This window comes from Desulfomarina profundi (assembly GCF_019703855.1).
In the GTDB taxonomy this organism is placed as follows: Bacteria; Desulfobacterota; Desulfobulbia; order Desulfobulbales; family Desulfocapsaceae; genus Desulfomarina; species Desulfomarina profundi.
The window spans coordinates 435,164-448,811 of sequence record NZ_AP024086.1; the positions used below are offsets into that span (position 1 = coordinate 435,164).

At 47.3% G+C, this 13,648-nt stretch carries 9 protein-coding genes; 2 read left to right on the forward strand and 7 right to left on the reverse strand.

Features of this window, described 5'->3' with window-relative positions; genetic code table 11:
• Window positions 1-21: 21 nt before the first annotated feature.
• From LO777_RS01920 to LO777_RS01950, 7 genes are all read right to left on the reverse strand, one after another.
• Complete coding sequence (locus LO777_RS01920; protein ID WP_228855894.1) at window positions 22-3,150, reverse strand: efflux RND transporter permease subunit; 3,129 nt, start codon at window positions 3,148-3,150, stop codon at window positions 22-24.
• A 58-nt stretch (window positions 3,151-3,208) separates the two neighbouring features.
• Window positions 3,209-4,741 (reverse strand): efflux RND transporter periplasmic adaptor subunit, encoded by a 1,533-nt coding sequence (locus LO777_RS01925; RefSeq protein ID WP_228855895.1) that lies wholly within the window; start codon window positions 4,739-4,741, stop codon window positions 3,209-3,211.
• 93 nt (window positions 4,742-4,834) lie between these two features.
• Window positions 4,835-6,229, reverse strand: a complete 1,395-nt coding sequence (locus LO777_RS01930; protein ID WP_228855896.1) for a TolC family protein — start codon at window positions 6,227-6,229, stop codon at window positions 4,835-4,837.
• Between the two features lie 231 nt (window positions 6,230-6,460).
• Complete coding sequence (locus tag LO777_RS01935) at window positions 6,461-6,646, reverse strand: hypothetical protein (RefSeq protein ID WP_228855897.1); 186 nt, start codon at window positions 6,644-6,646, stop codon at window positions 6,461-6,463.
• Between the two features lie 45 nt (window positions 6,647-6,691).
• The gene (locus LO777_RS01940; protein WP_228855898.1) at window positions 6,692-7,930 is read right to left on the reverse strand and encodes an OprD family outer membrane porin; all 1,239 of its coding nucleotides are present in this window, start codon (window positions 7,928-7,930) and stop codon (window positions 6,692-6,694) included.
• The gene (locus LO777_RS01945; RefSeq protein WP_228855899.1) at window positions 7,927-9,801 is read right to left on the reverse strand and encodes a SpoIIE family protein phosphatase; all 1,875 of its coding nucleotides are present in this window, start codon (window positions 9,799-9,801) and stop codon (window positions 7,927-7,929) included. The genes LO777_RS01940 and LO777_RS01945 overlap by 4 nt, the downstream gene beginning before the upstream one ends.
• Before the next feature lie 17 nt (window positions 9,802-9,818).
• The gene (locus LO777_RS01950; RefSeq protein WP_228855900.1) at window positions 9,819-10,130 is read right to left on the reverse strand and encodes a hypothetical protein; all 312 of its coding nucleotides are present in this window, start codon (window positions 10,128-10,130) and stop codon (window positions 9,819-9,821) included.
• Between the two features lie 418 nt (window positions 10,131-10,548).
• Between LO777_RS01950 and LO777_RS01955 the strand changes: the two genes are divergently transcribed.
• Window positions 10,549-12,285 (forward strand): two-component system sensor histidine kinase NtrB, encoded by a 1,737-nt coding sequence (locus tag LO777_RS01955; protein WP_228855901.1) that lies wholly within the window; start codon window positions 10,549-10,551, stop codon window positions 12,283-12,285.
• Entirely contained in the window at window positions 12,282-13,646 is a 1,365-nt protein-coding gene (locus LO777_RS01960) for a sigma-54-dependent transcriptional regulator (RefSeq protein WP_228855902.1), read from the forward strand. The genes LO777_RS01955 and LO777_RS01960 overlap by 4 nt, the downstream gene beginning before the upstream one ends.
• Window positions 13,647-13,648: the final 2 nt, after the last annotated feature.

Below are 13,648 nucleotides of genomic sequence, written 5' to 3' on the forward strand. Positions count from 1 at the left end.
CCGGCTGGAATATTCGTGAAGTCAGTGTTTATGACCAAGACCTCTTTTTCGCCAGAGATAATAAACTGCCGGAACAACGAGCAGGGTGAGGGCAACGGCACTGATCATTCCACCGACCATGGGAGCAGCGATTCGGCTCATGACCTCGGAACCGGTACCTGTTCCCAGGAGAATGGGGAGCAGACCCGCTACAATTGCCGCTGCAGTCATCATTACCGGGCGAACCCGCATTCCTGCACCGTGCAGTACGGCTTCCGCAAGTTGTTCCTGTGTTGCCAGGGTGTCGGCTTTTTCACAGTCAGCTAACAGTTTTTGAAATGCCTGGTTGAGGTAAACCAGCATAATCACACCAATTTCAACAGCGACACCGGCCAGGGCAATAAAGCCGACACCGACTGCGATGGAAAAATTAAAACCCTGCAGATACATGAGCCAGACAGAACCAACCATTGCCAGTGGCAGGGTACCCATGATAATCGCCACTTCAACAAAGTTACGGAAATTCATGTAGAGCAGCAGGAGAATGATTGTCAGTGTCACAGGAATGACATAAGTCAGTTTTTCCTTTGCCCGCAACATGTATTCATATTGACCCGACCATTGCAGGGAATACCCTGGTGGAAGTTTTATTTTATCGGCAACAACTTTCTGGGCTGCTACAACATAACTGCCCACATCCACGCCTTCAATGTCAATAAATGACCAGCCATTCAACCGGGCATTCTCGCTTTTAATTGCCGGAGGACCATCTTCAACATACACGTCAGCCACATCGGCAAGGGCAATTCTCTCTCCCCTTGTGGTCACTATCGGCAGCGTTGATAATTGTTCCGGTGAGTTGCGGTAGTCCTGGGGGTAGCGGATATTGACAGGATAACGTTCAAGGCCTTCCACCGTCTGGGTGACATTCATCCCGCCGATGGCACTGGCAACGACCTGTTGTATGTCGGCAATATTCAGACCATATCGTGCAGCTTTTTCCCGCTGAATATCAACCTTGATATATCTACCGCCAGCCACTCGCTCGGAGTAAACCGAGGCTGTACCAGGGACATCCTTCAGGATGGTTTCCAGCTGTTTGCCGATATCCTGGATCTGTTCCAGTTTTGGTCCGGACACCTTGATACCGACCGGTGTTTTGATACCTGTCGCAAGCATGTCTATCCGTGTTTTGATGGGCATAACCCAGGCATTGGTTACTCCGGGGAATTTCACCAGGGAGTTCAGTTCCATGATGAGATCTTTCGTGCTCAATCCTTCACGCCACTCGCTTTTGGGCTTGAGCTGGATAAATGTTTCAATCATGGTCAGGGGGGCAGGATCGGTAGCTGTTTCAGCACGGCCGACTTTGCCGAAAACGGTAACAACTTCAGGTATGGTGCGAATCAGCTTATCGGTCTGTTGCAGCAATTGCCTGGCTTTGCCTACTGATATACCGGGATAGGTTGTCGGCATGTACATCAGATCACCTTCGTCCAGGGGCGGAATAAATTCGCTGCCGATTTTATCAAGTGGCCAGAAGCCGACACCCAGTACCAGGAGTGCCAGCAGAAGAATGATCTTGGGAAATCGCAGTGCCGTTTTCAGGACAGGCAGATACCCGGCAATGAGCAGGCGGTTGATCGGGTTTTTATGTTCCGGAAGGACTTTTCCCCGGATAAAGTAGCCCATGAGAACCGGCACCAGTGTTACAGCAAGGGCTGCCGAGGCCCCCATGGCATAGGTCTTGGTAAAGGCAAGGGGGGAAAACATTCGACCTTCCTGTGCTTCGAGGGTGAAGACCGGAACGAAACTGACAGTTATGATGAGGAGACTGAAAAAGAGAGCCGGGCCGACTTCACTCGCTGATTCTGCAACAATGCGCCAGCGGTTTTTGTCGGTGAGCGCTTCTTTTTCCATATGTTTATGCATGTTTTCAATCATGACAATGGCTCCATCAATCATGGCACCGATGGCAATGGCTATACCTCCCAGGGACATGATATTGGCGTTCAGTCCCTGGAGATGCATGATGATAAAAGCGGTCAAAATACCGACAGGAAGGCTGACGATGGCCACAAGAGAGGAACGGACATGGAACAGAAATACAATACAGACAAGGGCAACGACTCCGAATTCTTCGAGAAGTTTGGATTTGAGATTATCCACGGCACGTTTTATGAGAGCACTTCTGTCGTAAACTGTAACGATTTCAACCCCCTCAGGCAGGCTTTTTTTCAATTCTTTCAGTTTGGCTTTGGCGCCGTCAATGGTTTTCTGGGCATTTTCTCCAAAGCGCATGACAACAATGCCACCGACAGTTTCACCTTCTCCATTTAATTCTGCAATGCCCCTCCTCATCTGGGGGCCTCTCTGGATATCCGCCACATCTTTTAACAGCAGGGGTGTTCCATTCTGATTGACTCCAAGGGGAATTGTTTCAAGATCTTTTATATTTTTGATGTACCCGGTGGCTCTGACCATATATTCCGCTTCAGCCATTTCCACAACGGATGCGCCGATTTCCTGGTTGCCACGTTTTATGGCCATCTGAATATGTGAGAGAGGGATGCCGAATGCCCTCAATTTGTCCGGGTTGACATTTACCTGGTACTGTTGCACCATGCCACCGATTGATGTCACCTCGGAAATACCTGGCACAGTCTGCAGCTCATATTTCAAAAACCAGTCCTGAAGACTGCGCAGCTGGCTGATATCATGTTTCCCGGTCTTGTCCACCAGGGCATATATGTACACCCAGCCGACACCGGTGGCATCCGGGCCAAGCTGGGGCCTGGCATTGGCAGGGAGAGAAGGTGCAACCTGGCTGAGATATTCCAATACCCGACTGCGCGCCCAGTAGAGATCGGTCTGTTCATTGAAAATGACATAGACATAGGAATCTCCGAAAAAGGAATACCCCCGGACTGTTTCAGCCCCGGGAACAGACAGCATGGCTGTTGTCAGCGGGTAGGTGACCTGGTCTTCAACAACCTGGGGTGCCTGACCGGGAAAGGTGGTTTTGATAATCACCTGTACATCTGATAAATCCGGCAGAGCATCCACAGGTGTATTTTTCAGTGAATATAAACCGACAGCGACCAGCATTGCGGTACCAATCAAGACAAAGAAACGGTTGCCGACGGACCAGCGGATAATGGATTCAATCATTTTTATTCCTTTTGATCTTTATTTAAAGGCATTGAATTGCTCATTTCTGGCTGGAGAATTATTTTTCCAGATCACCAAGATCCATCCCGTCCAGGCTGAGATCATCCAGTTTTTTATTGTCGTTTTCCCTGCCGGCTTTGCGGATATCCGTAATGCGGTACTGATTTTCTCCCACAGCAGATATTTCCAGGAGAACTTCCTTGTTTTTAGTAAGTCCATCAAGGTTAATGTTGTCTGCGACAGTGAAGTCCATTGTCATTTTCGGCCATTCCCAGGCAGGGATTGCCCCGTGGGTGACGTTGACCATCCGGTGGTCCTTCATTATACTGTTTATGGTGGCAATGACGCGGACAGTTGGGGGCTTGGCTTTTTCCTCATGATTCATTCTTTTGAAATCAGAAGTTTTGCTGGATTCTGAATCAATCAGAAACTGAGCTGAAACGACGACTTTTTCATTTTTTGACAGTCCTGACAAAATCTCAGCATACTGTTCATCAAAACTTCCGACCTGAACGTTGATTGATTTAAATCGTCCTTTGCCGAGAGCAAGTACAACCCGATTTGAGCCACCAGTGCGGATGATCGCTTCTCTTGGGACAACAAGTGTTTTCTCGGGACTGTTTGCATGGATAACCACCTGGGCAAACATGTTGGGTTTCAGAAGATCATCCCTGTTTTGGAAGCGCAGGCGCACTCGTATGGTTCTGGTCTTGGCATCCAGGGTGGGATAGATATAGTCCACCTCCCCCTGCCATTTTCTGCCGGGAAGATAATCCAGTGTCATCGTAACCGGTAAACCGACTTTTACAAGTGGTGCCTGGCGTTCAAAAATTTCGGCAACCACCCAGATCTGTTTGAGGGTCCCGATTGACATGATTGTTGACCCTGGCTTGACGAAAAAGCCTTCCCGGATGGCCATGTTATCGACGACACCGCTTCTCGGGGCGTAAAAGGTGATGGTCTGTTTGACTTTTTTGGTTTTTTTCAACTGCGTGATCAGGGACGGGGGAACACGCAGAGCTTTCAACCTGTTTTCAGAGGCTTCGATCAGGCGTGATGCCTTCCTGTCCATGGCCAGTACCAGTTCCTCCTGGGCGTTGACCAGTTCAGGAGAGTATATCTCATAGAGCGGTTCACCCTTTCTGACAGGGTCACCAGACGCCTTCACATAGAGTTTTTCAATCCAGCCCTGCACTCTGGGATGGATATGGGTCAACTGGTCTTCATCGTAACCCACATATCCGACAGTCCGGATCATGGAGTGAAGTTTTTTTTGTTCTACTGGAGCAATTCTGACTCCCAGGTTGTTGACAACATCAGGGGATATCTTCACTGTACCTGGTCCTGCGGTGTCATCGCCCTCCTTGTACACTGGAATCAGGTCCATACCCATTGGGGATTTCCCGGGCTTGTCACGTTTGTAATTTGGGTCCATTGGGGCGACCCAGTAGAGCGGCTTTTTTTCAGTACTGCTTTTCTCCACTGTCTTTGCAGTGTGCTGACTGACAAAGGGATAGCCGAACCACATGGTCGCAAGACCGATGGCGATACCGGTTGCAAGTAAGGTGAAAACACGTACAATTTTGTTCATTGAATCTCTCCCCGATCTCAGTTGACAGAAATGAAATTGTCAATAATTTCTCTGAATTTTTTTATAATGTATGTTGACAGTAAATTTGGGGTGTTATGGATTAACGGTGAAGAAATAGTTCAGTTGCAGTATTGTCTTTTGACGCTCAACTGCAATATTCAGCGCATCTATCGATCCGTTCAGCTCCGCAATACGCGCCCGGACAACTTCCGCGAAATCCCCGTCGTCATTTGTGTAAGCTGTAAGGGATGCCTCCGCCTGTTCATGGAGCTGAGGCAGCAGGTGGTCCCTGTAAAGTTTTTCCCGTTCATTCAAACGGTTCAGATTTGTCCTCATTTTTTCAAAATCGGCGATCATTTTTCGGATTAACTGCCATCTTTCTGCTTTCACTGCTGCCGTGAGTGAGAGTGCGGAAGCCACTTGTTTGTCCTGGCGATTCGATGTAAAAAGTGGCAGGTCAAAAGTGAGTCCTAAAGAGACAAAATCCGCACGATCTCCTCCGGTGGCACTGTCATCCCGGTAACTGTAGGCACCATTTATTCCCCACTCCGGTTTATAGTTCTGCCTGGCAAGATCAACGCCGGCGTTTCTGGCCTTAATCTTTTGATCCAGTGCTTTTACCGCCGGATGTTTTGAAAAAAAGGTATAGAGAACCTGGGGAGGCACTTCTTTTTTTTCTGTAAATAATTGTTCGTTCAACATCTTTATATTCGGCAGTTTTCTCGCTATTTCATAGACTGAGGCCAGAGCCGGAAGAGTCGAATTTGCTGTCTCTTTATATTTACTGAGGAAAAAATTATTCAACCATTCGGATAATTTTTCAGCGAAGCCTTCCTGACGTTGTTTGAGAATGGTGAGTCGATCATCAAGACGGGTGAGTTCCAGCTGGGCCCGAACGATATCCTGCTGCCTGGTTCTGCCAAGGGCTGAAGAATAGCTTGCTTCGGCCACATCGGCCAGTTGTTCAAAAAGAGGCCGATCTTTTTCTATCAGAACAATGCTTTCCCTGGCCTTGTATGTATCCAGCCATAACTGACCGACGATGACTGCGATTTTTGCCTTTCGGTCTTTCCTTTGATAGGGAAACTGGTTTCCTGTCAGTTGCAGTTGTTTCTGTTTGAGGGCCAGACTGTCCCCACGGGGAAACATTTGTGAGATTCCGATCTTGAACTGTGTCATCGGTTCCTGGTTGAAATCAAAACTGTCAGTGGGAATATTGAGAAGATTGATGGAAGCCTTGGGGTCCGGCAGGGTTCCTGCTGCGATACTCATGGATTCAATAGATTGCTGGGTATGCAGGTTGCCGACCAGCCAGGGATCGCTCTGCTGTGCCGCTTCGATTGCTGATGTTAAATCGAGCACCAGGGGGTCAGCCAGAGTAGTACCGCCTGAAAACAGGGATAAACTTGCAATCAGCACAAATTGGAAGAGCATATGCACATGGCGTACCTTGTCAACAGCTGTTCTGTGTGTTCTGAAAAAGGTCATTGATAATACTCCACGATGAAAGGGATATGAATCGTTCTGTTCCTGAAATCTTATTTCTCTTTCTCCAACTAGCATTTCCTGTGCCAGAAAAAATAATACTTATAAGCGATCAGATTATCTAGCTGATATTTAGTGATAAATTCGCTCGATGGAGGGATTGTTTTTTTGGGTGTTAAAAAAGACTGCCCATAAAATGGACAGTCTTCCCCAGTCCCTGTCTTAAGTCTGGATTCAATTCATACCTCCACCACCCATGCCACCGCCCATACCGCCTGAGCTCCCCATACCTCCTCCGGAGCCACTACTGCCGCCCATTTCCCCACTGCTGCCACCCATGCCGCCGGACATGTCGTTATCATGGCTTTCAGCTTCCATATCACCCATCCCGTTGTTCAGACCACCAGCTCCAGACATCATGTTCCCGCGTGTTATGTCAGGCTGAGTTTCATATGTAATCAGGTATTAAAAAGAATAGATAAGTCTGCTTCTCAGGTCAGTTGCATCTTTCTGGTCGTTCTCATAGTTCAGTACGGTAAAATCGACTGAAATCTTAAAGTTTTCCAGAGGGCCGCTAAAATGATAGTCAAGATTCAGTGTATATTCATCGAGATCTGCGTTATCCAGAGGATTGTCGAATCTGGAGACCCTGAACTTTGATGAAAATGTTTTGTTATATTTATATTCAACTCCCACCTGGTAAGAATCGGTTCCTGCCTCAAAGGCACCGACTCCGGCAGTCTTTGTTGTTGCTGTATACTGATAATAGGCTGCCTGACCCAACCCTCTGTAAACTCTGTCATCTCCGGCGGAGCCCCCTGTTGTGGTGTATCCTGCGAAGATATCAGTGCTGTAAAGATCCAGTCCTGATTTAAATCCCACCATGAAGTTGTCGGATTTGTCGTTATCATCATAGGCGGTATAGTAAAACTGGGTCGCGACATAAGGCTGGAATGTTGTTTGCGAAAAGGTGTATACCGCGTCGGCGTAGATTCCTGTGACTTCGTTAATGACATTGGTGTATTGTCCCTGGACAGCAAGATTTTCCAGTGAAATATTTTTAAAATAAAGAGAAACTATTCCACTGGTGCCGATATCATAAAAGTCTCCCGGGCGTCCTGTGCCGTTGTCCTCATAATCCACAAACCAGCCGTCTCCGTAACGGGTTTTGTCTGTTCTGGTCTGGTATTTGTCGACCCAGCCAATGCTGAGGGTAGTTCCGGGAATGTCTTTATTGGTCAGAAAATATCCTTCAAAGGATTCTTTTATCAGTCTGGAACCGGAATTGGCGATGAGAGGGAGTGCAATATGTTGCCTGCCACCCTTGAACCTTGTATTGAAAAGATCGTATTGCAGGTAGGCTTCTGAAAGCACCGCCCCATTCGCATCCATACTGCCGGCTGTTTTTCCATCCGGGTCGTCTTTTGCCCCAATGAAAGAAGCCTGAAATTTTCCACCGAGCCGGATACCGTAAAATTTTCCTGTCACATATTTCAAATGACCCCCGTTGGCCCAGATGGTACTGTTGTTTTTCCCGGTGCCATCAAAAGTCTGGGCAAAAAAGTAAGATTTAATCGTTCCGCTGGTCTTTCCCAGGAGAAACGCTTCTTTGAGGGAAGTTGTGTCGTCATCAGCAAAGACGTTGGGGCAAGTACTGAAGATGGCTATCGTTACTGCAATGCACATTTTTCTGGTAATGCTCATGGTAGTTCCTCCCTGTTGTTTAATGGTTTTCCGGTTGTGGTTGAAATATGATCACCATCCCGATCAATTTTGATAACCGCAAGCGTTATATCGTCTTCCTGGGATTTTTCTCCCATAAAAGACTGGAGTTTATCAGTGATTGACTGCACGATAGAGCCGGGTGACAGGACACTGCCGGCGGCGATGATTTGTCTGACCCGCTCTTTTCCGAATTGCTCCCCTTCAGGATTTTCATTTTCCCAGACGCCATCGCTGCCGATAAGGATTATTAATGGTTCATTCGGCAGAATCATTTCGTTGCATTCGAAATGACAGTCGGGGTCAATTCCCAGGGCAACACCTCTGCCCTTCAGTTCAGAAAATTTATTACTTGCAGGCGAATAGACAATTGCGGGATCATGTCCCCCTCTTACCCATTTGACAGCGTGGTTTATTTCGTCATATTCCAGATAAAAAAGGGTGACAAAATTGCCGGTTCTTTCTGTGTCTTTGCATAAAAGCCTGTTTACATCAGTCATTATTCGGGCAAGGGTGCCCGGCTGAGAGATGCGGCAGCGGAGAAGTGCCCGAACTGTTGTCATCAGGAGTGCGGCACCTATGCCGTGACCGACAACATCACCAACAACTATCCCTACTTTTCCATTTTTTTCGGGAAGAGGGATGATGTCAAAATAGTCGCCTCCTGTCTCATCGCAGTAGTTGCTTATCCCGTCAATACTGATTCGTCTCGATGAATAGCCGGTATGGGGGAGAAGATTCTGCTGAACCTCTCTGGCGACACTGAGAGCTTCCTTGAGGAGAAGCCGCTGTTTGAGCTGGCGGGTCATCTTGTTAAAACATCCGGCCAGTTCTCCAACTTCGTCAACAGTAGTTACAGGCAATGGCGGACCGAATTCACCTCTTGCCAGGTTTTCCGCTGCCAGTGTTATCTCCTTGATCATTGTTGTAATCCGGTTTGTCGATCTGCGGATGAAAAAGAGGATCAGCAGGGTACAGGCGGCAATGGACAGGGAATAGATTATTTTGAAGCGAATGATCGGTTGGAGAATTTTTTTTCCGGGAGCAACAATAACCAGTGTCCAGGGAGCTTCAACCAGATGGTAAAATCCACTCACTTCTTCAGGAGGTGAGCCGCCACCAAACACCATGCCGGAATTATTCTGGTGAATGGCATTCAGGGTAGCTTTTTCCAGTTTGTTCTCCCTGCCGAACAGGTTTGGTCGTTTTTCAGCGGGGTTGGTTTTTTTTGAAAAAGTGCTCGCAAGAATATTGCCGGTATCATCGACCAGGTAAGCCTTATTGCTTTTCCACCAGGGTGCTGCAATGACCTGATCGACAAAGGTGTCAAATGAAATGATTATTTCAATTCTACCCGTACCGTTGCCCGTTGTTGTTTCCAGTTCACTGACAAGGGAAACGGTTCTGTCTCGAAGTCTGTTGTCATACTTGGGCAGGCTGATTGTGAGCTGACCCAGAGTGTAATCGTGTCTCATTTTCATGGTCATCATCCGGGCCATGGTTTTTCCCGGGGATGTTCTGTCTGGAGTTTTGTCCGGCAGGGTGACTTTGACTTTGATGACTCCGTCAATACTTTTGATTTTCTGCAGAATATATTCAAATACTTCCCCGGAAATATTCATTTTGCCGTCGATCTGCAAAACCTGCAGAAGGTCTTTGGGTTTTCGCATGCGCATGTCTATCTGATGAGCTGTTTTCTGCAGCTCAGCTATGGCTGTTTCACCCCATTGATTGAGGAGAATATTGCGTACAAAGATATAACCGCCGATCGACAGCCCCATAAGGAGCAGAAATGTCGGTAGCAGGATAAACACAAGCGTTCGCTGTTGCAGGGTTCGGGGTTGGATGGGCATGATTTATATTCTGTGGTTCATTTATCCGAATTAAAGGCGTAGTCCGGTATTCTGATGAGATACCGTTTCCCTGCTCTTGCCAGAGCTTCAGCCCGGTCCATGGCCCGCTTTATCTCTTTACGGGACTGTTTGACTTTCCATTTATTGTGGCGTCTTAAATGCGGCCGCTTGAGCCTGTCCGGATCTGCACCATTTTTCAGTTGGGTGATATAAGTCCTTGCCTTTTCCTGGTTGCGTTCTATCCACCGTTTGCTGTTGGCATAAACGGGAACAGATAAAAATTGAATAAGAAGGCTTGTAAGCAGTATCCATTTTAAAACCGTTTTCATGATATTACCTCCCTGTATTGCTCTGGTTAGGATGACGTTTTCCATGCTGTCTCAAAAGATATTGTTTTTTGATCCTGTCGTGTCTTTACTCTTTCTATCGCAAATACTGATCCAGTCGGTAAAGAATTTTATTTTACGGAGTAACTGTTGGGTTAGACAACAGATCAAGAGAGTTTTTCTGTTTTTTCCGGGATGGTATAAATGACATGCTGTCCTGTTTTTAGTCAGTTTTCCCGGGAACCGCTGTGTCTGGTATCCAGGAATGTGACACTTTCTAAAAGTTATCCAATGCCTATCCAGTTAAAACTGTAATCATTAGACTCAAAAGTTGTTATGACGTGAGGGGATGGCAGGTTTCTTTTTAAACAGTCAACTGGTATACTTTCTTTGATACCTTTAAAATTTAATATGCAAAAAAATGATGAATTTTCTTAGTAATTCCAGAAAAAAATTATCTATCCCTCTTGTGGGAATTCTTGTCACCACAGTCATTCTGGCAGGATTGCTGGTTTTCAGCACAATGCGTAATCTCAACAAGGAACAGCGCATCATTGAGGGATTTCTGTTGGATGAAGGACTCACCCTGATTCGCAGTCTTGAAGCCGGGGCCCGGACCACGATGATGCATGAGATGATGGGAGGATCCCTGCCCGTTAAGACATTGGTTCGGGAGACCGCTAAAAGTGAGAGGATTGAGTATATTTTTATCGTTGCAGAAGATGGAATGGTTGTTGCAAGTGCAGGAATACATGATCTGAAGACTGACAGTTTGCTGACGAGGAAAATACTTGAAAAGAGAGAACCGGTGACAACGGTGATCGACCTCAACGGCCACAAGCCGGTTTTTGAAGTTGCAACTATTTTTCAAAGCCTGCCTCTTGAGAGGCCTGTCGGGATGGGGATGATGGGCCAAAGCAGATGGCGGCCTGTTTCCCGTGTGACGAAAATGCTGGAAGAGGGGCGTGCTGTTATTCATCTTGGATTGTGCACAAAAGAATTCCAGGAGGCACGTGTTCAGGATGTCAGGCATTCTTTTTTCATGGGGAGCCTGCTACTGCTGCTGGGAAGTGCCGGGTTTTATTTTCTTTTTCTTTACCAGGGGATGCGCGTTACGCGGACGACTCTTGCCAATATGAAACTGTATACCCGGAATATAATTGAGTCTATGCCCGACGGGCTTATTACCTTTGATTCGAGGGGAAGAGTTGTGGCCTGGAATCCCAAAGCTGTAGAACTGACCGGGGTGCATTATGAAGCGCTGAAAGAACTCTCCATGGAAGCACTGTTTCCCGGGATGCCGGTTGACTCTCTGGCAGTATATGAAAATGCGTCATCTTTTTCATATACTTTCAAGGATGGGAAAGGAGGGGAGATACCGGTGGAAATTAGCTGTTCCCCTCTTCAGGATGAGGAGAAAAAAAACCGTGGAGCGGTTTTTCTGCTTCGTGATCTCCGTAAAATCCGGGCCATGGAAGAGCAGCTGGCCCGGTCACATCGTCTGGCAGCTCTTGGGAAAATGGCCGCAGGCATTGCCCACGAGATACGTAATCCACTTGGAACTCTTCGTGGGTTTGCCCAATATTTCGGCGCCAGGGCCGAAGATGACGCTTCCCGGGAGTACAGTTCTCTTATGATCGGAGAAGTGGACAGACTCAACGAAAGTATTTCCTCACTGTTGCAGTTTTCCCGCCCCCGTGAACCGGAGTTTTTACCCCTTGAGCTGGAAGATCTTCTTGAGAAAATGGAAAAACTGCTGGAGTATGACTTGAAGGAGAAAAACATTACACTGGAGAAATCATATACCTGTTCAATTCAGATAGAAGGTGATGGTGATCTGCTTCTCCAGGTTTTGTTGAACGTTTTGAAAAACGCCTTGAACGCAAGTGAAACGGATGGTCTTATAAGTGTTACGTGTGAAAATGATGATGAACATATCTATATCACAGTAAAAGATAATGGTGTGGGGATGAGCAGAGTGGAGTGTGAACAGATGTTTGATCCCTTTTTTACTACCCGGAAAACCGGAACAGGACTGGGACTTACTGTAAGTCATCAGATTGTTGAACAGCACCAGGGACTGTTCAAAGTTACTTCAGAACAGGGTAAAGGTACTTCCGTGACAATTATCCTTCCTCAACGTCAGCGTGAACAATGAAACATTTGAAAAGAAAAATCCTGATTGTAGATGATGATGCGGCCCACCGGACCATGCTCAAGGTCAATCTGGTGCAGGGTGGATATGAAATTGTCGAGGCAGACGATGGTGACCAGGTTCTGCCTGTTCTCCTTGAGAATTCGGTGGATCTGATTCTGATGGATTTGAAAATGGAGCGTATGGATGGTATTGAGGCGATCAGGTTGTTGCGGACAGAATACAGGGTCGAACCGATCATTGTGATAACCGCCTTTTCATCAGTGGAGTCTGCTGTTGAAGCGATGAAACATGGGGCAATCGATTATATTACAAAACCAGTGGATATTGAGGCCCTGAAGCTGAAAGTTGAAAAGGCCCTGGATGTGGAAGGATTGCGTGAAGAGAACAGGGAGTTGAGGAAACGGCTGGGGGAGAAATTTGATTTTGGTAATATAATCGGGAGAAGTCCTGCCATGCAGAAGGTCTTTGAGACCTTGGCCCTTGTGGCTCCTTCTGATGCAACGGTACTGATAAACGGAGAGTCGGGGACCGGTAAGGAGCTGATAGCCGGTGCCCTTCATCATAACAGCAAGAGAAAGGACGGACCTTTTATAAAAGTCAACTGTGCCGCTCTGCATGAAAATCTCCTGGAATCAGAGCTTTTCGGTCATGAAAAAGGCGCCTTTACCGGTGCTGACAGCAGGCGTCCCGGGCGATTTGAACTTGCCGACGGTGGTACGCTCTTTCTGGATGAGATAGGCGATATGTCCCTGCCTACCCAGGCAAAGATTCTGCGGGTTCTGCAGGAGGGGGAGCTGGAGCGACTTGGGGGGAACCAGACTCTGCGTGTCAATGTACGCATGGTTGCGGCCACCCACAGAGATCTCAATAAAATGGTTGAAGAGGAAAGCTTCCGACAGGATCTTTTTTTCCGGTTGTCTGTCGTTCCCGTGGAATTACCGCCGTTGAGGGAGCGCACGGAAGATATCCCTGCGCTGGCAGATTTTTTCCTGCATCACTATTGCACAAAAAATAAAAAAGATATCAAGGGCTTTCATCCACAGACGCTGGTGCTGCTGGTACGTTACTCCTGGCCGGGAAATGTTCGTGAACTGGAAAATACAATAGAACGGGCAGTTATTCTCTGTCTGGGCGAGCAGATCACTCCCAGGGAATTACCTCCGCAGATGTTGCCCAAAGATTTTCAGCAGGTCGCAGTATCTTCTTCCTCTTCTGGTGGGGGTCTGACGCTGAAAGATATGGAAAAAGAGACGATTCGTGCAACACTTGAACGGACCGGAGGAAATAAATCACGTGCAGCGAAACTTCTCGGGATCGCACGGCAAACCTTGTTAAATAAATTAAAGGAATATGAATTATGAAC

What these genes read in the sequence shown, in the direction of transcription:
- LO777_RS01945 (WP_228855899.1), bottom strand. Translation starts at nt 9,801, where the DNA reads ATGCCCATCCAACCCCGAACCCTGCAACAGCGAACGCTTGTGTTTATC.
- LO777_RS01940 (WP_228855898.1), bottom strand. Translation starts at nt 7,930, where the DNA reads ATGAGCATTACCAGAAAAATGTGCATTGCAGTAACGATAGCCATCTTC.
- LO777_RS01950 (WP_228855900.1), bottom strand. Translation starts at nt 10,130, where the DNA reads ATGAAAACGGTTTTAAAATGGATACTGCTTACAAGCCTTCTTATTCAA.
- LO777_RS01925 (WP_228855895.1), bottom strand. Translation starts at nt 4,741, where the DNA reads ATGAACAAAATTGTACGTGTTTTCACCTTACTTGCAACCGGTATCGCC.
- LO777_RS01930 (WP_228855896.1), bottom strand. Translation starts at nt 6,229, where the DNA reads ATGACCTTTTTCAGAACACACAGAACAGCTGTTGACAAGGTACGCCAT.
- LO777_RS01935 (WP_228855897.1), bottom strand. Translation starts at nt 6,646, where the DNA reads ATGATGTCTGGAGCTGGTGGTCTGAACAACGGGATGGGTGATATGGAA.
- LO777_RS01960 (WP_228855902.1), top strand. Translation starts at nt 12,282, where the DNA reads ATGAAACATTTGAAAAGAAAAATCCTGATTGTAGATGATGATGCGGCC.
- LO777_RS01920 (WP_228855894.1), bottom strand. Translation starts at nt 3,150, where the DNA reads ATGATTGAATCCATTATCCGCTGGTCCGTCGGCAACCGTTTCTTTGTC.
- LO777_RS01955 (WP_228855901.1), top strand. Translation starts at nt 10,549, where the DNA reads ATGATGAATTTTCTTAGTAATTCCAGAAAAAAATTATCTATCCCTCTT.